General features: G+C 43.6%; 17 protein-coding genes. 7 read left to right on the forward strand and 10 right to left on the reverse strand.

The window, feature by feature from the left end; genetic code table 11:
- Nucleotides 1–64: 64 nt before the first annotated feature.
- Nucleotides 65–889 carry a Tic22 family protein gene (locus ABM313_RS04900; protein ID WP_434686562.1) on the reverse strand — a complete coding sequence of 275 codons (825 nt, stop codon included), beginning with the start codon at nt 887–889 and terminating at the stop codon, nt 65–67.
- A 486-nt stretch (nt 890–1,375) separates the two neighbouring features.
- Here ABM313_RS04900 and ABM313_RS04905 point away from each other — a divergent pair, with 486 nt between their 5' ends.
- Both ABM313_RS04905 and ABM313_RS04910 read left to right on the forward strand, forming a co-directional pair.
- Nucleotides 1,376–2,797 carry a GTP-binding protein gene (locus tag ABM313_RS04905; protein ID WP_434686563.1) on the forward strand — a complete coding sequence of 474 codons (1,422 nt, stop codon included), beginning with the start codon at nt 1,376–1,378 and terminating at the stop codon, nt 2,795–2,797.
- A 70-nt stretch (nt 2,798–2,867) separates the two neighbouring features.
- Nucleotides 2,868–3,650 (forward strand): MOSC domain-containing protein, encoded by a 783-nt coding sequence (locus ABM313_RS04910; RefSeq protein WP_434686564.1) that lies wholly within the window; start codon nt 2,868–2,870, stop codon nt 3,648–3,650.
- Nucleotides 3,651–3,774: 124 nt separating this feature from the next.
- Here the strand turns inward: ABM313_RS04910 and ABM313_RS04915 are convergent, their stop codons facing one another.
- Nucleotides 3,775–5,271, reverse strand: coding sequence for an AAA family ATPase (locus ABM313_RS04915; RefSeq protein WP_434686565.1), 1,497 nt, complete (start codon nt 5,269–5,271; stop codon nt 3,775–3,777).
- A 78-nt stretch (nt 5,272–5,349) separates the two neighbouring features.
- On the opposite strand from ABM313_RS04915, the gene ABM313_RS04920 reads away from it, so the two are divergent.
- The 3 genes from ABM313_RS04920 (at nt 5,350) to ABM313_RS04930 (ending at nt 9,687) form a co-directional block, all read left to right on the forward strand.
- Nucleotides 5,350–5,913, forward strand: a complete 564-nt coding sequence (locus tag ABM313_RS04920; protein WP_434686566.1) for a Uma2 family endonuclease — start codon at nt 5,350–5,352, stop codon at nt 5,911–5,913.
- A 193-nt stretch (nt 5,914–6,106) separates the two neighbouring features.
- Complete coding sequence (gene speA, locus ABM313_RS04925; RefSeq protein ID WP_434686567.1) at nt 6,107–8,032, forward strand: biosynthetic arginine decarboxylase; 1,926 nt, start codon at nt 6,107–6,109, stop codon at nt 8,030–8,032.
- Nucleotides 8,033–8,475: 443 nt separating this feature from the next.
- Nucleotides 8,476–9,687: a lipid-A-disaccharide synthase-related protein gene (locus tag ABM313_RS04930; protein ID WP_434686568.1), complete on the forward strand. Its 1,212-nt coding sequence runs from the start codon at nt 8,476–8,478 to the stop codon at nt 9,685–9,687.
- Nucleotides 9,688–9,747: 60 nt separating this feature from the next.
- Here ABM313_RS04930 and ABM313_RS04935 read toward each other — a convergent pair whose 3' ends face one another.
- Together ABM313_RS04935 and ABM313_RS04940 are read right to left on the reverse strand one after the other, a co-directional pair.
- On the reverse strand, nt 9,748–10,881 hold the full coding sequence (locus ABM313_RS04935) for a hypothetical protein (RefSeq protein WP_434686569.1): 1,134 nt from the start codon (nt 10,879–10,881) through the stop codon (nt 9,748–9,750).
- An 86-nt stretch (nt 10,882–10,967) separates the two neighbouring features.
- A complete protein-coding gene (locus ABM313_RS04940; protein WP_434686570.1) occupies nt 10,968–13,505 on the reverse strand; it encodes an O-antigen ligase family protein in 2,538 nt (845 codons plus the stop codon).
- Between the two features lie 377 nt (nt 13,506–13,882).
- On the opposite strand from ABM313_RS04940, the gene ABM313_RS04945 reads away from it, so the two are divergent.
- Nucleotides 13,883–15,067, forward strand: a complete 1,185-nt coding sequence (locus ABM313_RS04945; RefSeq protein WP_434686571.1) for a GAF domain-containing protein — start codon at nt 13,883–13,885, stop codon at nt 15,065–15,067.
- A 192-nt stretch (nt 15,068–15,259) separates the two neighbouring features.
- Here the strand turns inward: ABM313_RS04945 and ABM313_RS04950 are convergent, their stop codons facing one another.
- Entirely contained in the window at nt 15,260–15,457 is a 198-nt protein-coding gene (locus ABM313_RS04950; RefSeq protein ID WP_434686572.1) for a hypothetical protein, read from the reverse strand.
- Between the two features lie 221 nt (nt 15,458–15,678).
- Between ABM313_RS04950 and pdhA the strand changes: the two genes are divergently transcribed.
- Nucleotides 15,679–16,707, forward strand: a complete 1,029-nt coding sequence (gene pdhA / locus ABM313_RS04955) for a pyruvate dehydrogenase (acetyl-transferring) E1 component subunit alpha (protein ID WP_434686573.1) — start codon at nt 15,679–15,681, stop codon at nt 16,705–16,707.
- Nucleotides 16,708–16,843: 136 nt separating this feature from the next.
- Here the strand turns inward: pdhA and ABM313_RS04960 are convergent, their stop codons facing one another.
- From ABM313_RS04960 to ABM313_RS04980, 5 genes are all read right to left on the reverse strand, one after another.
- Nucleotides 16,844–17,602 (reverse strand): pentapeptide repeat-containing protein, encoded by a 759-nt coding sequence (locus ABM313_RS04960; RefSeq protein ID WP_434686574.1) that lies wholly within the window; start codon nt 17,600–17,602, stop codon nt 16,844–16,846.
- 62 nt (nt 17,603–17,664) lie between these two features.
- The gene (locus ABM313_RS04965) at nt 17,665–18,582 is read right to left on the reverse strand and encodes an NAD(+) kinase (RefSeq protein WP_434686575.1); all 918 of its coding nucleotides are present in this window, start codon (nt 18,580–18,582) and stop codon (nt 17,665–17,667) included.
- 280 nt (nt 18,583–18,862) lie between these two features.
- The gene (locus ABM313_RS04970; RefSeq protein WP_434686576.1) at nt 18,863–20,404 is read right to left on the reverse strand and encodes an ABC transporter ATP-binding protein/permease; all 1,542 of its coding nucleotides are present in this window, start codon (nt 20,402–20,404) and stop codon (nt 18,863–18,865) included.
- Between the two features lie 67 nt (nt 20,405–20,471).
- Nucleotides 20,472–20,915, reverse strand: a complete 444-nt coding sequence (locus ABM313_RS04975) for a hypothetical protein (RefSeq protein ID WP_434686577.1) — start codon at nt 20,913–20,915, stop codon at nt 20,472–20,474.
- A 39-nt stretch (nt 20,916–20,954) separates the two neighbouring features.
- Entirely contained in the window at nt 20,955–21,410 is a 456-nt protein-coding gene (locus ABM313_RS04980; RefSeq protein WP_434686578.1) for a hypothetical protein, read from the reverse strand.
- Nucleotides 21,411–21,516 lie beyond the last annotated feature (106 nt).

A 21,516-nucleotide genomic window follows, 5' to 3' on the forward strand; every position in this document is an offset into this window, starting at 1 on the left:
AGAGCAGTGCATCGGCGCTCCTCTTTTTTGTAAATAATAAAAAAGGGCGCGTCGCGCCCTTTTTTTATTTCTTAGCAGGAGTTGCTTGCGGTGCTAGCTGAGGTGTTGCTGATTGCTTAGTATTTTTGAGAATATACTCAAAAGAAGTGCGTGATGGCACAAACTGGAAGCGCTCAACTTCGGGGTTGGGTTTATTGTCCTTTGACACCATCGAGTCTAGGACTTGGAACAATGAAGCAACTTGGATCTTGGTTGCTTTAGCTACATCGGGTTGATCTTTACTAGCGCGATCAAGCAGGTTTTGCAAATCGGTTTTATCCAAAAAGAAAGGTACAACTTGCTCCTTTTTGCCATTTTGATCAATGCTCATGGTTAGCAAGCCTTGGTTATTGGCTTGACCACCGATTGCAAAGAAAACAGGCACATTCGGAATTTTGTCTGCTGCAATGCCTTGAGCCGTCAGAATTGTCCTTGCTGAGTCAATACTGGCTCTAGAAGGGATAAACTGGAAAACGACCTTTTTATCTTTATTTTCACGAATTACTTTATAGGCATCATTCATCGATCGCACAATGATCTGAGCCTTTTTGCCAATTTCAGGATTCGATTTTTGGACTTGACTGAGCATCATTTGGGCTTCGTCAGGACCAAGGAAGAAGAACAAAAGCTGGCTATCATCGGGTTTAGCATTTGGTTGTTGAGGAACCGCACCTAAAAGAGGTGAGCCTTTATCATCAGTAATCGTGAAAACAGGAATACTGCCCAATCTCTCCAAAACTTGGGCTTCGGTGAGGGCTTCAGCTTTGAGAGTAAATATGGGACTAACAGCGATCGCCCCTGCGACACCTGCGGTGGCTGCTAGATTAACCAACGACTTGAATACGGACATATTTCTCCTAGCTACAATACTATTTATGAGGTTTATTTGAGATTTAGAATGCAAACAACTCTATGAACGAGCCTTGAAAGGGTAAAAGTCAAACGTAATTATTGTCCGAAAGTAACTTTCTGGCAACTGTAACAATATCTCACTTAAAAAGACAACCTTTTTATACCAGTTTCAGACTAGTTTGTGAGTAAATTGTTACCCTCTAAGACTCGAATATCATAAGTATAGTTCCTCAAATCCAGAAGTGAAGTGGCGGCGCGAAGTACTACAACTTCACTTAATAAAACGTAGGATGGGTTAGCGATCGCGTAATTCACGAAAGATTTGCCCCACTTGCGTGCGACAAAAACTAAACCCCGTAAGGGTTATCCCAAAACTAAAAATGTCATAGCAATTTTTAGTTTTGGGATAACCCATAATTATTTATTAAGATGCGTTAAACACATCCTACAAATAATTAAGCCTTCTTCCTTACCTAGCGATGTTATGCCACAAGACGAAAACTTTCTTAGCTTTGATGAAATTTTTGAGGAGTTGAATTATCGCCAAGCGCAGCGCACATTACGAGATATTGTCGCAAATTTGGACTTGTCAGAACGTGAGCGGCGTGGACTAGAGGAACCACTCGAAGAGCTACAGCAAATGTTAGACAAGTTAGAGCGCCAAGTTCTGCAAATAGCAGTATTTGGTATGGTGGGGCGAGGTAAATCATCGGTACTCAATGCACTCATGGGTGGGCAAGTTTTCGAGACTGGTCCCTTGCATGGTGTAACTACAAATCGGCAAGCCGCCGAGTGGCAAATATCACGAGAAGCCATGCAAACTAATGGTGATCGCACCATCCTCAAAGCATCATTTCAAGGACGTGGTGAGGCAAGAATCGAATTAATCGATACTCCTGGGATTGATGAAGTTGATGGGGAAGGTCGTGCGGAACTTGCCAAACGGATCGCACAACAGGCGGATTTAATTCTGTTTATCGTGGCGGGAGATATTACTAAGGTTGAATATGATGCGCTTTCGGAACTGCGAGGGGCGAGTAAACCAATTTTGCTGGTATTTAACAAAATTGACCAATATCCCCCTGAAGATCGGCTCGCTATCTATGCCAAAATCTGTGACGATCGCGTAAAAGAGCTATTAACCCAAGATGAAATTGTGATGACGGCTGCATCGCCGCTTGTGGCTAAGGCTGTCCGACAGCCTGATGGCTCTTTTGAGGCGGAACTAGTTACAGGTAAGCCGCAAATTGAAGATTTAAAGATCAAAATTCTGGAAGTACTTGATCGTGAAGGTAAATCTCTCATCGCGCTAAATACAATGATGTTTGCGGATATGGTGCAGGAGCGAGTGGTTCAACGCAAAATGTTTGTGCGCGATCGTCAAGCCAATCGCATCATCTGGAATTGCGTGATCACCCAAGCAGTTGCGATCGCGGTTAATCCCTTCACTGTAGTAGATGTAATTACCAGCGCTATTATCGATGTCTCGATGATCGTGGCGCTATCCAAGCTTTACGGCATAAATATGAGCAACCGTGGCGCAATTTCACTGATGCAAAAAATAGCGATTGGTATGGGTGGCATCAGCGCCAGTGAATTTCTGGCTACCTTCGGCTTAAGTTCTCTTAAAGGTTTGCTGGGTATTGCCACGCCTGTGACAGGTGGTTTAACTCTGGGTGGTTATGTGTCAGTTGCGATCGCCCAAGCAGGTGTAGCAGGCTTCTCGACCTATGCCCTAGGGCTAGTCACCAAGGAATATCTCGCCAATGGAGCATCATGGGGCGCAGATGGTCCTAAAGCAGTTGTGAAACGTATCTTAGAAACCATTGATGAAGATTCGATCTTGGCAAGAATCAAGGATGAACTTCGTGCCAAAATCGATCTCCGCCGACTCCGAAAAATCTAGATTTGTGAAATTAATGATAATTTAGGTTCAGAGTTTGATTTTAATATCAAAAAATCACTTCATCATTTTTATGGCAAAGCTAAGTAAAATCCTGATTTTCCCCGTCAAATCGCTAGATCCGATCGCTTTAGATGAAGTCGAAATATCTGAAGGTGGAGCATTAAAAGGCGATCGCGAATTTGCCATGTTTGATAAAAGCGGAAAATACATCAATGCTAAGCGCTATCCCAAAATTCATTTAATTAGGGCAAAGTACGAACTAGGCGATCGGTTAGTGCATTTACAAATCCAAGAGCAACAAGAAGTATTCACTTTCCATTTAGATCAAGATCGAACTGCGCTTACTGATTGGTTAAGTACATTTTTTGAGCAGCCTGTAGAAATTCGGCAAAATACTATTAATGGGTTTCCCGATGATCCTGAAGCTTGGGGCGCAACTGTAATCTCCGAGTCAACTCTTACAACTGTGCAAAGTTGGTATACAAGTTCTCAAATCAGCCTTGAGCAAATTCGTCGACGCTTCCGTACCAATTTAGAAATAGCTGATACCGAACCATTTTGGGAAGATCATTTATTTGCGAAATCTGGTGAAACGGTTCCTTTTAAAATTGGTGATGTTCAATTTCTCGGCACAAATCCCTGTCAGCGTTGCCCAGTGCCTACCCGTGACATCTTCACGGGCGAAGTTTATCCTGAATTTCAAAAAATTTTCACTCGTCAACGAGAAGCAACTTTACCGATGAATATAGAACGATCGCGTTTCAATCATTTCTATCGTCTAGCACTAAATACACGCATTCCTTTAACAGAAGCTGGCAAGATTCTAAAAATAGGCGATTCTGTTAGTAAGTAGCTGGACAGAAGAAGCTAAAATTGAGATCTCCGACTTTTTCTTTGCTAGCACTTATAAATTTTGATAAGCAAAGAAAAAGTCGGAGATCTGGGCTTTTACTCAAACCATTTGCCGCGCTTAGTTTTTACTTGTTGAAAACATTCTGTCTGGAAGCTAGCCTTGCTTTACCTGAAGCTGCCCATTCTTGCAAAACCTGAATTTCCTGTTGAGCCGTTTGTGCTAGTGGCACAATTTGACTAGCCGCTTCGAGAATGTCATCGGTGGTGAAGTCACGATTTTGACTAAAGCCAATGTGCATCGCTTCGATGATCCCCTGTTCAATCTCTGCACCTGAGAAATCGGGAGTTTCATAGGCGAGGCGATCAATATCGTAGGCGCGAGTATTGTGCGGACGGTATTTGCTGAGATGCACCGCAAAAATCTGCGATCGCTCCTCTTGGTTGGGCAAACCCACGAAAAACACCTCATCGAATCGACCTTTACGCAAGAGTTCAGGAGGCAAAGCACGAATATTATTCGCAGTTGCCACTACAAATACAGGTGAAGTCTTTTCCGCCATCCATGTTAAGAAAGTTCCAAAAACACGATTTGTTGTTCCTGAATCGCCGCGACCTTCCACACCTGAGAATGCTTTGTCAATCTCATCGATCCACAATACGCAGGGAGAAAGGGCTTCCGCTAGCTGAATCATTTGTCTGGTGCGGGATTCGCTCTCGCCAACTAGTCCCGCAAACAGACGACCAACATCGAGACGTAATAGGGGTAAATGCCAGTGGTGAGAAATTGCCTTGGCGGTGAGGGATTTGCCTGTACCTTGAATTCCTGCTAATAGCAAACCTCTGGGATGGGGTAAGCCATATTTACGGGCGCGATCGCTAAAGGCTCCACCTCTTCTTAATAACCATTCTTTGAGATTATCCAAACCACCGATATCGCTAATTTCTGTAGTTGATGGATAGAATTCTAAAATCTGGGTTTGGCGAATACTTTGGCGCTTTTCTTCGAGAATTAGTTCCACATCTTTGGGACTAAGGCGACCATTTTCAGCGATCGCTTTGGCTAATACTCGTCTGATGCGCTCTAGAGATAGACCTTGACTAGCACGGACTAAATCATCGATCGCCTGTTTATTTAATTGCAGATCGTTGCCTGAGTTTGTGGAATTGGCAATTTGTTCAATTTCGATTTTTAGTTCGCTAGGATTGGGAAGTGGAAATTCAAGAATTGAAAAAAATTCACTGAGACTATCGGGAATACTAATCTGTGAAGCAATGACAATAATATTTTGCGCTTCGCTTTTGAGCTTACGGGCAAGATTTTTGAGCTTACGGGCGATCGCCACATCATCGAGAAAGCGATCGAAATCTCGCAGTACAAACACCGCACCCTTGGGGATTTTATCCACAAATTCTAAAGCTTGGAGAGGATTGCGTTTACCTGCCCCTGCATCGTTAGGATTGGACTGATAGCCATCGACAAAATCCCAAATAAACACACTACGACCGAGGGATTTTGCCACATTAGTAATCACGGCTTCGACCCGTTCTTCTTCGGCTGAAGGTATATAAATCAAAGGATAACGGGCGCGGAGGGTCAGATTTAATTCAGCTTCAAAATTCATTGATCAGTAAGCCGTGAGTAAAACGCTAGAATATCTACAGCCTATAATCTACAGCAAACTATAGCAATAGTGGCGGCGATGGTTCAAACTCCAACTAAATCTTTGACCCTTACTGAGTTTCTGTCTCTCCCTGAAACTAAGCCTGCTAGCGAATTTATTGATGGTGAAATCATTCAAAAGCCTATGCCTCAAGGGAAACACAGTACTTTACAACTTGATCTGGGTTCTAGCATTAACTTAGCGCTCAAGACTCAACGCATTGCTCGCGCCTACTCAGAATTGCGCTGTACCTTTGGTGGCAGGTCAATTGTCCCCGATATTTCCGTATTTATTTGGGAGCATATTCCCCGCGATCGCGATGGTAAAGTCGCCAATATTTTTGAAATTGCTCCAGACTGGACAATTGAAATTCTTTCGCCCGATCAAAGCCAAACTAAAGTCATTCGCAATATTCTGCATTGCCTCAGTCATGGCTCACAGATGGGTTGGTTAATCGATCCCAATGAAGAGATTGTGTTTGTCTATTTTGGCGATCGCACCTTAGCCATATTTGAAGATAAAAGCGCAGTTTTACCAGTCCCAGATTTTGCAAAGGGATTAAATCTTACCGTTGGTCAATTGTTTAGTTGGTTAGAAATGTAGCTAAAGCAAAGCTTGATATTGTTAAGCACAGGCGGCACTTTGCTATGCCTAATCTTACCTGTTTGTTCAAAAAGATCTAGACGAATTATGGGCTTAGCACCTAGATTTAGTTGATAGTGCTAAAGTTGATACGGTCAGCTTAAAGCGCCGCCTATTCCAGCATGTAGATCAAGGTTTGTAGGGTTTATTAACAATGTTGCAAGAGATTCAGTTACCTGTTGTTGCCGATGCAAAAAAGTGGACTATTCAAGACAGTGAAGCACTTTATCGGATCAATGGCTGGGGGGAACCTTATTTTAGTATTAACGAGGCTGGTCACGTAACTGTCTCCCCCAAAGGCGATCGCGGTGGCTGTATTGACCTGTTTGAACTGGTGAATGATCTCAAACAAAGGGGATTGCGATCGCCGATCCTAGTCAGATTTTCGGATATTCTCGCCGATCGCATTGAGCGCTTAAACTCCACCTTTGCCAAGGCGATCGCCCGTTATAACTACAATGGCGTTTATCGTGGCGTTTTTCCTGTCAAAGTCAATCAGCAAAGGCAATTGGTGGAAGAAATTGCTAAATATGGAAAACCCTTCCAATTTGGTTTGGAAGCAGGTTCTAAACCCGAATTGCTCATTGCTCTTGCCACCCTACGCACCCCTGGTTCATTGCTGATTTGTAATGGGTACAAGGATGCGGAATATATTGAGACGGCTCTATTAGCGCGAAAACTGGGACAAAATACGATCATTGTGATCGAGCAGCTAGAAGAAGTAGAGATGATCATTCGTGCTGCCACAAAGTTGGGAATTGCGCCTGTGGTTGGTGTACGCGCTAAACTAAGTGCTAAGGGTCTAGGACATTGGGAAGACTCCACAGGCGATCGCGCTAAGTTTGGTTTGAGCATGTGGGAAATTCTCGAAACCGTCGAACTGTTGGAAGCCGCAAATATGTTGGATTCCCTCAAGTTACTGCACTTCCACATTGGTTCGCAAATTAGTAATATCAGCACGATCAAAGATGCATTGCGGGAAGCGGGACAAATCTATGTGCAGCTTGCGAATCTAGGCGCACCGATGGGTCATCTCGATGTTGGTGGTGGTTTGGGCGTAGATTACGACGGTTCTAAAACGAATTTCTACGCTTCTAAGAACTACAGTATGCAGAACTATGCCTACGATATTGTCGCCGCAATTAAGGACGCTTGTGCTGAAAAGGGAATTCCTGTACCCACCTTAACGAGCGAAAGTGGTCGGGCGATCGCCTCTCATCAATCGGTCTTAATCTTTGATGTAGTCGGCATTAGTGGCACACCAACTCAACCCATTGAGCCATTAAAAGAAGATGAGCATCTCATTGTCCGTAATCTCTTTGAGGCGTTGGAAAATATCAATGAGAATAACTATCAAGAGATTTATCATGATGCGGTGCAGTTCAATCAAGAAGCAATTAGCTTGTTTTCCTTTGGCTATCTGAGCTTAAAGCAACGGGCAAGGGTTGAGCGACTGTTCTGGGAATGTTGCGATCGCATTCTTAAAGTGACTCGCAAACTAAATTATGTACCCGATGATCTTGAAGACTTAGAAAGAGCAATGGCTCTGACTTACTATTGTAATTTTTCAGTATTTCAGTCTGCTCCTGATAGTTGGGCGATCGATCAACTCTTCCCGATCATGCCAATCCATCGTCTCAATGAAGAGCCACTCTGTCGTGGCACGATCGCCGATCTTACCTGTGACAGTGATGGCAAAATTGATCGTTTTATCGATTTGCGTGATGTCAAATCTGTGCTTGAATTACACCCCTTTATTGCCGAAGAGCCTTATTTCCTAGCTTTATTTCTCGGTGGAGCCTACCAAGAAATTCTTGGTGATTTGCATAATTTGTTTGGTGATACTGATGCCGTACATATCCATGCAACTCCGACTGGGTATAAGGTTGAGCATGTAATTAAGGGGGACTCTATGACTGAGGTATTAGCCTATGTCCAGTACAATCGTGACTCAATGCTAGAGAATATTCGCCAAGAAACTGAACGTGCTCTCCAAGAAAAGCAAATCACTCTCGATGAAGCAAGGTTGTTTTTACAGAAGTACGAGCATTGCCTAAATGGTTACACCTATTTAAGCTAATCAAAACCCAAGAGTGTTGTGGTGGGCGAAGCCCACCACAACACTCTTGGGTTTTCTTCAGTTCCAATCAAGAAATGGCGTAGCCATTTCTTGATTTAAAACCCTTACTGGGTTTGGTTTTCAATTCACGAAAGTGTTACAACACTTTCGTGAATTGCTATTAAGCATAATGTCGCAGTTTCTACTAAAGTTACATTAGCCCAATAATGATTTGCCGTACTCCTAGAACAGTAAACCATTAACTGATGTTACGCAGGACATAGATGATGAATCTCTTGTTGGTAGCGAAGTAGGGCAACCACGGGGGGATTGCCCCTACCTGAATAATTCATGTTCTGTAGGGGCTGCGCCCCCGTGCCAGCCCTAAAACTCAGCTATCAAAGTTCTATCTGTGTAAGGTGAGTTATTAACTCAGAATTGTAAATTAGATTGTTTGGTAAAACGTGGAAATTTTATGTATCAGTAACGGACATGGTGAAGATATCATCGCTGCCCGTATCTGCATTGAACTAGAAAAGTTAGGATTTTCAGCGATCGCCTTGCCGCTTGTGGGTGTGGGACATGCCTATGCTAAAGCCAATATCCCGATCGTCGAAAAATTTACACAGGCGATGCCATCGGGGGGATTTGTCCGCATGGATAGCCGTCAGTTAGCCCGTGATGTTAAAAGTGGATTGGTGGGGCTGACTCGTAAACAATTGGGCTTTGTGTGGAAATGGTCTCGCGAAAACCGCAGAAGCAAACGGTTAATTTTAGCGGTAGGTGATATTGTGCCATTGCTATTTGCATGGTTACCATCCCAGTTTGGCGGTTGTAATTTTGTGTTTGTCGCCACAGCTAAGTCAGAATATTACTGGCGCGATCGCAAAAGTAATTTACCCCATGTCAAAAAGCCTTTTGGCGGCTCGATCTTTTTTCCTTGGGAACGCGCTTTGATGAATAGCGATCGCTGTAAGGCGATATTTGTCCGTGATCTGTTAACTGCCGAGATCTTAAATCAAGACTTTAAACTACCTGCGGTTTATCTCGGTAACTCGATGATGGATGGGCTGGAACCTAAGGGGCTTAATTTTGGTATTGGTGAAGATGAATGGGCGGTAGCAATTTTACCTGGTTCGCGATCGCCTGAAGCCTATGAAAACTGGATGACCTTGATGCTTTGCGCTCAAGTTGTTTCCCGTGCGATTCCCCATAATGTCCATTTCTTAGTAGCGATCGCCCCAGATTTGGATATAGAAGTCATCGGACAGAGCATCATTCAAAAGGGTTGGCTACGCATTGATGAAACTACCTTTAAGGTACAGAATGCGCGACTAATTCTCTTACAAGATGGCTTTAGTGATTGTCTTCATCAATGTCATTTAGGTTTAGCTATGGCGGGAACTGCGACGGAGCAGATGGTTGGTTTAGGTAAGCCTGTAATTACGATCGCAGGAAATGGTCCTCAATTCACGCGCAAATTTGCCGAAGAACAAGCGGATTTATTAGGATGTTCGATTAACTTGATCGAAAAACCTGCTCAAGTTGCCGATGTTCTCAATGAGATTTTGCAAGATCCTGATTACTTTCAAGAAGTAAGTCGTAATGGCGAGGAGCGTATGGGGCAAGCAGGAGCATCGGCACGAATCGCTAAATATATTAGTGATTTAAGCTAACGTCAATTTTTCGCCATTTGCGCCGCGCGAAGCGCGGCGCAAATGGCTATATCGATCACGTTAAGCTAAGAAACTCACCCCAAAAAGAATAAAACCTAAAAGTAAGCTGGTGGCATTAGTGAGTAAACTGAGTAATCCAGCTTGCTTTAAGGATAGTTGCCCCAGACTTAGAGTGGATATCAACCATGCTTCATAGACTACCGCAAAAATTTCAGAAACTGGCAATGTAAAACGATAGGGAATTCCTTCGGCGATCGGAATTCGATTTCCGTAACCAAACCAAAGTGCGATAAAGCCGCCAAGGATATTCATGCTGACAAAAATAAGCAAAGAGAAGAAGACAATTTTTTTAGAGGAGTCTTGGCGAATTACTTGCATAGCAAAGCCGTAGAAGAAAGCTACAACTAAGGAACTAATTCCAAAATAGCGTCCTAAGAGAATTTGAAATGGTTCCAAAGATGGAAAAAATGACCAAACTACTGGATAGCTAAATAGATTGACCATTGCGATCGCCATCAATACTCTAAAAATCTTTGCTTGGGATGCTTTGCGCCACCATAAAACAACTGCACCTACCAATAGTTCAGAGGTAATTGTCAGAAGCCATCCAGTCAAGAACATCTGACTTGTATATTCTTGAACAGGCGTTAAAATAAAATATGCAAGTTTGTTCTCTTCCTGAATTACTTGTAAAGAGTCCTGATTAACTAGCACTTGCCAAACACCACTATGAGGGAAAGATGCAGTTTTTTCTTTGGGATCTTTTAAAAGCGTAGGGCTTAGACGTAAGCGATCGGAGAACTGTCCAATTAGGCTAAACCATCTATTGGGATCATCTTGAGGTTTAGTTTTATCTATGGGGAAAGTATTAACCAGATCGCTAACCAATAAGCAGCGATCGCTAGCACAGTTAAATTGATAGCTATTATCTAAATTCAAGGCAATGGCAGGGGACTTTAAACAGCCTACATCACGACATTCACCATATTGGATAAACAATCTTGGCTGTTCACAGGTAGCTGTATTGCATTCAACTATCTGTAAACCTTGTAGGGTTTGTTTACCTACTGGATAAGCGAATGTAAACCAGTTCATCGGAGGTGGCGGCGGAGCATTAGCGCTAGCAGATGAAGCGAATAGAACAATCATCGCGATCGTCAAAATCCCAATCAATTTCGACAACTTCCATTTCATAGATTAATAGCCAAGTTTTGCTAAAATCAGAACTTCCGAAAACAAAAAGAAAGTTGCTTCGCAACTTTCTTTTGAGTATAGCGATCTTAAGAGAATAAATCTTTAAGAAAAAGTGATATCTCAGCGCGTTCACTAACATTAAAGAAGTCAAGGGGAACCACTCCATCTAAGTGACGGCTAACTACACCAAAGCCCACTCTTGCCCTGCGATAGTTGATTACTAACGGACTATTCGTGGGTAAAGGGAATCGTAGCCAAGCATCAAAACTTGGAGCCTGCGCCATGCGATCGCTCATTGCTTTGACGATCGCTGCTGAACGCTCATCAGGTAAACTACTCGTCGCAAATACATAGGCGCGTTCTAGTAACTTGTCTCGCAAATTAGGATTTAACCATGCCGAAATGATCATTTCTAAAGGGGTTTGGGGATTTTGCTTGACTGATTGCAAAGCGTTGGTGTCGTTGGCGATCGCATTAGCAAGGAGAACTGCGGTGGGATTACCCGTTTGCTGGAGTTCGTTAACTGCATTAGGATTACCATTCCACCATTGTAAGGCGGCAAAATTTAAGGCTTTTTGGGGATTACCACGATAGCTAGTTTCCAGATTGGCTAATACTTGCGGATAAAGACTCTGAAAAGGTGCGTCTTTCCAGAGTGGGCTAGTAATAAAAATAGGATCGTTAATTACTTCCGTCGTCATAGCAGCGATCGCTTCAGATTGTTTTCCTTGGCGCAATAGACTGATACCTAAACCAAAGGAAAGCGATCGCTTGTTAGGAACAAGTTCTAACCCTCGGCGGAAATAAGTTTCTGCCGCTTGAGCAGAAGCGAGATCAGTTTCTCGAAGACTTAGCCATGCTGCAGCGTTATACCCTGCTTCGTTATGAGGATTAGACGCGATTGATGTTTTGATCCATGCCAAGCCTTCTTTTTGCCATGCGGATGACTGTGGTAAATTTGGATAGTTGACCGCGAGATCGGCTAAATTCCAACCCAACTGATAGGAATAGTAGGGTTCCCAAGGAGCAAGTTGATGTGCAAATTTAAGCCGATCTTGGAACTTATCAACGGCGGCGATCGCTTCAGGTAAAAACTCTGGTTTGGCGGCTGCTAAATCTATTCTTGCTGTTGATAGATAAATAAATCCTACACTCGATGATTGCCAAGCGATATTCACAGGAACCAGCCATGCGATCGCTGCTCCCAAATAAACTGTGGCAATAATTGCTAACCAGAGGCGTGGCTGTTTTTGATGACCAAGACTAATTAACTCCCCCGTATGTACTTGCCCTAAGTAAGCAAGACTAGCAAATACAATCACCAAGCTGCCACTAATGGCAGGCACATCAAGCTGATAGTCCGTAATCGCTAACATGCCATAACCGATCAGACTACCAAACAAACCATAGGATATCGCCTGTATTTCTGGATTAGCTTGCCAACTACGAGATCTGTGCAATTTGATAAATAGAGAAATAAGCGCGATCAGTAAAAACACAAAGGTAATTACTGCACCGATCCCCAGTTCCGCCCAAAGATGCACAGGCGTACTATGTAACTGAAATAAAAGCTCAGCTTCACGTCCCGCCCATTGTGGACGGTATTGCTGATAGAGCATGACTGCCGAGCCTGCGCCCGCACCAAATAGCCAATGCTCTAAGCCAATCCGCCAACCCACGTCCGCAGCGATCGCTCTAAATAGTAACTCGCCTGATCCTTGAGTAGGGTTAGCAAAACTAGAAATTAGTCCTGATATAAGCGATCTCAAGCGATTATTTGTAGAAATTAAAAATGCTACCAAAGCGATCGCCCCACCACCGCCTAAAGCTACTAAACCGCGATTGCTACGATTGCGAAAGAAAGCCACGACAATTCCATACAAAACAATTGCTCCCAGTCCTAGAAATCCGCCCCGCGAACTGGTGGTATACAAATCAATCAACCCTAATCCGATCGCCGTTAACCACAGCGATCTCCATATCCCTGTCTGCGCGATCGCTAAACTCGCAAAAATCGGCAAGACTAGCATCAAAAATCCTGCCACATAGTTTTGATGTCCCATTGGAGCCCAATTGCGAGACTGCAAATCTGAAAAATCGTAACTAAGATTTAGTCCCCATTGATTAAGCTTGGCAAAATTAGCCAATTGTGGCAGCCATGATCGGGTAATCCACAAAAATAAACTTGCAATAATTACTGCAAATCCTAATAAGCCTTGAAATCGTAAAATTTTGGATAATTGCAAACCCGAATTCTTGGGGATTGCAGTTTCTGTATTTGAAGCGACATGCAAAAAATTATTCGTCACATACAGTGCAATAAAATAGCCAAATGCAGTCAGGCTATACCACATACCCTGATTTGGAAACCGTGAAAACATGGTTGATAAGCACAGTGTTACAAATCCAGCACCGATCGCCCAGTCCAAGCCACTACCTAATAAATAAAATGGTTTCTCACGCCGCCATAGATTTAGTAAGCCTGCGATCGCAAAGCATAATAAGCCAACTTGCCACAGCAGCACCCAAGGAAAAGCCACCATCTGGGTACTACTATCGGGGAGCAGCGTGAATAAAATATAGGCGGCGATGCCTAACTGGACGATTAACCGACCTGTATTCATAAAATTTGGTGAACTGATTTCACAAAATAATCAGCAAATAGCGTTGTGAACGGTACAAGCTTAGATTATGTCAGTAATTCCCGTGATGAAACCGATTTTGGTGTTCCCACGCTTAAGGCACTGGGAACACCAAAATCGGTTTTTTGAATGTAATACCAAAGCACAAAATGGCTCCGCCATTTTGTGCTTTTAAAACCCTTGTTGGGTTTGATTTTCAATTCACAAAAGTGTCGCCACACTTTTGTGAATTGGTATAAGCTGTATGCCTGCTTTCAAAAAACCGATTTTTATAATGAGAATTGCCATGGATTCGATTTCATCCGTACGAAAAATCCTAAAATAGAGATATTATGGCGATCGCTGATACTTAGCAACTTATGAACGGGGTTCCTGCTTTTCTTGATCCTACTGAAAAATTGAAATGTGAATCAATTGCCACAGCAATGTCTTCTAGCAGTAGTCCTGAAGAGTTGTTAAAAATTTTTTTAACCAGTTTAGGAGATCTCTTAGATGTCAATCGTGTAGCAATTTGTCAGTTCACAAACCAAGACGAGGGGATTGTATTAGTAGAAGCAATTTCTCCTAATATTCAAAGCATAAAAAATCAAACCTATCCAATTTCTTATTTTGGAGTGGATTCTCTCCAAAATTATCCACGCGATCGCCCTGTAAAGCTATCAAATGTCGCTCAAATACCTGAAATATATAGCGTCCATCAAAGTTGGCATGCCACTCAGGTTAAGGCGATGATGTCAGCGCCAATTTTGTTTGGTTCATTGACTGCACTTAATCAAATATGGGGATTAGCATTTGTCCAACAATGCGATCGCATCAGACAATGGCAGCCTCAAGAGGCTTATTTTTTATCTGAGTTATCTCAAGTTTTAGGTCAATGTTTACAGTCTTGGGAATTAAGTTTGCGATCGCCCACATTCTTGCAATCATCGCTTGTGTATGGTCAATCTATCGATGACTCTCAGGATCTAGAAGAACTGATCGTCAGAAGAGTCGAACTATCCAATGATTCAGAAGTTATACAAGTCCAACCAGAATCAAACACAGATGATATTGCCGTATCTAATGACTTCATTTTGTCCGACGATGAAGAGAACGAAATATTAGATAGAAGTCGCATCAGAAATAGTGACACTTCTATCAATCAAGCCATTAATCTGGCGATGCAAAAGCTAGAACAAAAAAACTTATATAGCTCTAGTCCTTATCCTCGTGTTTTTGCTGCCATAGATATGCCCCAAGATATCTACGGTGTTGATTTGGAATCCACAACTCTAGAGGATGTACTAGAAAGCTGTGTTCAAGATCCAACTCAAGTTCAGCCACAGACAAAAGTTGATTATTTGCAACAACGAGTTGGCGAACTGATCGAAAGTATGCAGCAAAAATTAGATGAAATTGCCGAGCTTCAGAAACAAGTACAAGAGTTAACTGCGTCCCAACAGGAATTTCGGCGAATATTGCTAGATTTACAATCCGAAAACTTGACCCAAAACATCAAAGATGCGGTTATCGAAATGTATCGATCCCTAACATCAAACCAATAAAACTTTGAGAAAGTATCGCTTCGCGATACTTTCTCAAAGTTTTATTGAGTTACATTGCCTAGAACAAATTGAGGGAGGATTTGGAGACCAAATCTCTACATTTTTTTAAGGTAGGGGCTTGGTCTCCAAGCCCAAATCCCTACATTTTTTTAAAAAATAGGGGCTTGGTCTCCAAGCCCCTATTTTTGTTATTTAATTGCGAGTGACAACTGCCTCAATATGAGCAGTTTTCGTTTTTACATTTGTGGTGGCATCAACTTGGCTTTCAACAGAGGCGATCGCCCAACGCAGTGGTTCACCATGTTTAGCTAGTTCTTGCTCAACAGTTTTAGCGATCGCTTCTTGATTTTCATTAATCTCAATTTCCGCAGTAATAAAATGGGTAGTCATTGCATTTGCTCTTTTAATTTGATAGTAATTTATGTGTGACGGCTGTGCTGCCACACAATTTTAATTAATGGATAGAATTGTATAGCGCATCGAAGCAAACTAGAAGATGAGTGGCGACGCGAAGCGTCGCCACTCATCTTCAACAAAACTAGCGACAGCTAGACATTCACTGCTAGACTAAACAAAAGAAAAATTTAACGATTAGCACACTTACTGAATCGATGCCTCAAGACACTGTTGCGACTGTTTCGACTTCTGCACTCAAGATCACCACAGACGAAGCTCTCACCATTTATGAAGACATGGTGCTAGGGCGTACTTTCGAGGATAAGTGCGCGGAAATGTATTATCGCGGAAGAATGTTTGGGTTTGTGCATTTGTATAACGGTCAAGAAGCCGTTGCTACTGGTGTCATCAAAGCAATGCGTCCTGATGACTATGTATGCAGCACCTACCGCGATCATGTTCATGCACTCAGTGCAGGTGTCACCGCCAATGAAGTCATGGCAGAACTGTTTGGTAAAGAGACAGGATGCAGTAAAGGTCGTGGCGGCTCGATGCATATTTTCTCAGCCAAGAATAACTTTTTAGGGGGATATGCTTTCGTTGCAGAGGGAATTCCCGTTGCATCGGGTGCAGCATTTCAGTCCAAATATCGCCGCGAAGTGATGGGTGATCCCAATGCTGATCAGGTAACGGCTTGCTTCTTTGGAGATGGCGCAAGTAATAATGGTCAATTTTATGAAACCTTAAATATGGCAGCTTTGTGGAAGTTGCCAATCATTTTTGTGATTGAAAACAATGATTGGGCGATCGGCATGAAGCATCATCGCGCCACTTCTGATGTACGGATTCATAAGAAAGCAGAAGCTTTTGGGATGCCTGGTTTTGAAGTTGATGGGATGGACGTTTTGGCAGTTCGGGAGCGCACTCAAGAAGCGATCCGTCGTGCCCGTGCTGGTGAAGGACCTACTGTTTTGGAATGCATGACCTATCGCTTTAGAGGTCACTCTCTGGCTGACCCTGACGAGTTACGCAGTAAGGAAGATAAGGATAAATGGTTTGGTCGCGATCCGATTAAAATTTTTGCGAGTCGTGTGCTTGAGCATGGCTTGGTAGAAGAAAGCCAGTTAAAAGCGATCGACAAAAAAATCCGTGATGTGGTCGAGGAATGTGTCCGCTTTGCTGAAACCTCACCTGAGCCAGATCCCAAAGATCTATTTCGCTATCAATTTGCAGAAGACGAATAAAAAAAGGAGCGCTAAGCGCTCCTTTTTTTATATAGCTGTAGTCAAGTGTATTAGGACAAATCAAAACCCAAATAGTGTGAGGCGGCGCGAAGCACCGCCTCACACTATTTGGGTTTCCTAACAAGAATGGCGACAGCTATAACTTACAACGGGATATTTGAGCTTGCTCCCAATCAACGTCAAGCATGATTGCGTTGGAAAAATCACAATTAACTAAAGAGGCTTTGTGAAAAGATGCTTTGGTTAGATCGGCATACTGAAATTTTGTGCCTGTAGTTGTGCGCGATGTATTGATTGTGAGACGAAATAAATACAAACTGCCAAAAATTTGTAATGGCTCGATCGCTAAAAATATTAATAGGGCAGTAAAAACGTTAAACCTCAATGAACTGGCGATCGCATTAAACGCACCAGCAACTAATATCTTGCTGAATGTTGAACCAAAGAAACCAGTCACAAAGGCTATGGTTAGGGAAATAGCAATGGCTGTCAAAGTTCCTTTTCTACCTGAGATCACAAAACTAGCTGTGAAAGTGATCGCAAAACTAACAGCAAACACCACGATCGCCACAATGGCTACCCAATAAACTGTTTCACGATTGACAAATGCTAAACCAAAAATGAAAGCAATCACAAAGCAGATCAGCAATATGGTGGCAATCAGTGCCGTACCCGCAAACATTAGCGCCATTACAAACGAGACAATCCCAGCGATCGCTTTTTGACGTTGGCTCGTGCCAGCCCGCACATTAGCAAAATTGGCAGCTTTAAGTTGAGAGCGATAAAAATTGCATCCACGAATATCCGCGCCGCTAAAGTCAGCACCGACTAGGTTTTTACTTTTAAAGGAGCGATCGCGCAAATCTTGATTTGCAAAGTTAAGACTTTGACCCATAGCGCCTGTTATAAGCTAATAAAGTTAGATAGGAGCTTTGCACCTCTCTAATCTTATGAATTTTAAGTCAATTCGCCCAAGGTTGGCTTAGAAATATGTGGAAGTCCCCAGCCTAACTTTTCACGCAAGACTTTAAAGAACTCGCCTTTCTGCAAGCGGATAAACCTTGCAGGATATTGCGATCGCTCCACCTCAACGCGATATTCTGGATATATATAACATCCAGCATTACCGTCAACAACTAACACTAAACGATGACGATTAGCGGGTGTGACGATCGCCTTCTCGGTATTGGCAAAGACTAAAGCTCGTGATGCCATTGAATGAGCGCAAATGGGAATAAGCTGAAATACGGGAATCCCTGGTTCAATCACGGGACCACCTGCGGAAAGTGCATAGGCAGTTGAGCCTGTAGGTGTGGAAATAATCACCCCATCTGCTGCAATATCGACGGGTAGGTGACGACCAATCTGCACTTCAAAATGACACATACTAGTCAAGGGTTCGCGATGTAGTACCATTTCGTTTAACGATAGGGCTTCCCAGAGCAAGCCTTGGCTATCGTAGACGCGCACCGTCATCATCGATCGCTGCTCAACTACATATTGTCCCTCGACGACTTGGGAGATCGCTTCTTCCCAGTCAGTTAAATAGGTTTCTGTTAAAAAACCCATATGTCCTGTATTGACATTTAATACTGGCAAACCCAGTGGGGCAATTTGACGACAGGCTGATAGTACTGTCCCATCGCCGCCCAAAGCCACTGCAAACATGACCTCACGATCAAATCCTAATGGCACTAAACTCTCGATCAAGGTGTGACAAACAGGAGCATCTGGCTTGCCATAGCCCAAAATGCCGCCATTGCCTGTCGCCATAACAGTCTGGATACCGCGCTTTTCTAGCCATAACTTCATATCCAAGGCTACACGCTCAGCGACAGGTTTTGAGTCGTTGTAAATAATTCCGACTTTTGGCACGCTCAATGACTACCTAGATTATTTCAAAAATTTTTGTCAGTTTTGTAATTATAGCCTTTAGCTCTTGGCTTTTAGCTTGTGATAAGTTGTGGAAATATTAAAGTTTATTCAGCATTTATTCAGTAATTCCCATGGATTGCTGCAAGTTTTTGTAGTTGTTGCTTTAACTTTTAACGTCAGTTCGACGAAAGCGGAAAATGGTAAGAATCGCTCAGCAATTCTTACCATTTTCCGCCATTTTTGGTGGCTTGGCGAAGCCAAGCCACCAAAAATCTCTTCCTTACTCCACATTCTGATCGCGTTGGTATGCCCAACTAGCAAGCAAGCCAAAAGCACAACCCGTCCATAACAGCCAAACCACATGCAGCCAAAAATAGCCGTCGTTGGTCTGTCCTGCTGACCACATTACTAGTTGTCCATAGTGATAGAAAGGCGAATAGGCGATCGCATCTTGAATAACCTGCGGAACAGGTAAGGGCAAACCACAAGTAAACAAGGCGATCGGAATAGCTAAACCAGCAATGGAATCCACACTTTTGGGATTGACCAGATAGCCTAAAGCCAAGCCAAAAATCGTAAATGGAATACTGCCAAGCAGCAAACTTGTAAATTCTAGCGATCGCTGTGCCAAGGACTGATCGACACCCAGTTTCCAAGCGCCCAGTCCCAAGATTAGTAGGAGACTCACCGCTGAGATTACCAACGACATCACCACCTTCGCAGATAGGTAGGTAAAGGGATGCAAAGGAGTAACCCGCAATAGCTTCAGCCAACCCTCGACCCGTTCTACGGCAACTCGCTTGCCCGTGCGCTCAAAGGCGATCGTTAGCAAACTCAGTCCCGCAAAGAAAACTGCTCCCAACATACCCAAGCGCTCATCTGGTGGAAACAAGGCGATCGCACTGGAAAAGAGCAAGATGCCGATCACGTAGGTGGGGGTTCGCCATAACTGTAATGACTCCGCCCATAGTTGCGGCAAAAAACCTCGCGATAGACTGCCATTCCCATAGGGCAAAGTTGAGGAATTCTTTGCTGGCATATTATCAGTCTCAAGGATCGCGTTCTCGGAGCTTGTCGTTGGGGAGTAATAGAACAATGGGACACCACCTTTCGACATTCCTACTTGTTTTCTCTCAGGTTTTTTCTCAGTAACGGGTGTGTTTGGCGGTTTGGCGATCGCACTCTGGCGATCTTCATGAATGCGACCATGATCCAAAGTAATTGTTCTAGTTGCGAGGCTGATTAACTCCTTCCAGTCGGCTTGATTGTTCGTCACCATCAAAACGGTTTTGCCTTTGGATACACAGAGCCGCAGTTGCTTCCAGAAGTCAGCATAACCCTCTGGATCAAGGTTACGCGTCGGTTCGTCTAACACCAGCAGATCGGGCTTGCCAGCTAAGGCTAAGGCAAATAACAGTCGTTGTTCCTGTCCACCCGATAGATTTGCCGCCCAGTCGTTGTGCTTTCCTGCTAAGTTCACCGTATTGAGAATCTCTTCGGTAGCAAGCGCATCGGGATAATAACTACGCACCAGATCGATCAGCTCTTTAACCGTCAGATTTTTGGGTGGGCTCACCTTCTGTAACACCACACCTACGCGCGTCTTCGCCGATGGCAGTAGTGGCGATCGCCCCAACAGCATTGCTGTTCCTGTATCTGGTTGTAATAAGCCGAGAATGACGTTGAGCAAGGTGGTTTTACCCGCGCCATTCGTGCCACGCAGGACGATAAATTCTCCTTGGCGAACAGTCAAACTGATCTCTTGAAGAATAGATTTCTGTCCAAAACGTTTAGAAACATTTTGCAGTTCGATAAAGTGCATGATTTCCGTGCTTGCATAGTCAAAAACTGTAGCGGTTTTGATTTTGCCCTAGGCAAAATCAAAGGTATCAATGCATGAATTGGCTGACGATCCAACCAACCACAAATCCTGCCCCAACTGCCACCATCACGGAGGTTCCAAACGCTGTAGTTAATACAAGTACGGTAGCGGCGCTGGCTCCTAGAGCCAAAATTACAGGCACAGTAGCTACTGGTGCGATCGGGTTGCAGCTACTAAAACTCAAGATGCAGTTGTTACTTCCTTTGTTCGCAAATAAAAACATGGTCAGCACCAGTACGCCAATTAACCCAGCGACAAGGAGGCGATTGCCAGACAGAGCTGCCCAACGCGCTGACAGTTCTGATAGGAGAGAAGTGCTTTGAGCATCATCAGAAGCGACATCTTTTGCCTGTAGTTCGGGTGATGGGGCTGTAACTTGGGCGGGTTGAGTGGGCTGGACAGCTTTACTGGCTCCAGACATGCTGGTATTCGGTTTGGAGGAAGACTGCATAGATATACCTCGTGAGGTCGAAGTGATAACTTTTACACTTTACGAGACACTTGCCGCTTTGATGAAAAATTTAACGAAAAACCACACTGCTACACCAATACCAACCGTGACGATCGCAGGTGCTCCTGCTACAGCAGAGACGATCGCTACGGCTGTGCCAGATGCAACGCCGATGGTATTGGGGTTGATGATGTCGCTAGTTGGGCGATCGCTGCTAGCAGGAACGTGGGGATCTTGCGGCTTAGAATTGGTGCGATCGCTATGGGTCAACCAATTGGCAATGGGCGATCGCGATGCGGTATCCTGATCTTTTTGCGGTTGGCACTTAGCAGTCAATGTGTTGTTCCAAGCAATGATCGGTGCACAGGAATGTTGAATTTCCCAAGTAATTCCACTCAGTAAAAGCGTCCACAGTAAAAATAGAACCCAGACAATGGCGTTTGTAGCGATCGCTTGTTTAGGTAAAACTTGTGGGGATTCTACAACAGGCTGCATGGCTTGGGGCAATGGTTGAGTTGTCCTAAATCATAATCGCAATCCTATTCTCTTGAGTTGCGATCGCCAGTTCCTTAACAAAAACTTGCAAATGCTAACCCCTTTA

Origin of the sequence: Pseudanabaena minima str. Chao 2107 (assembly GCF_051131155.1) — a bacterium.
Lineage (GTDB): Bacteria > Cyanobacteriota > Cyanobacteriia > Pseudanabaenales > Pseudanabaenaceae > Pseudanabaena > Pseudanabaena minima.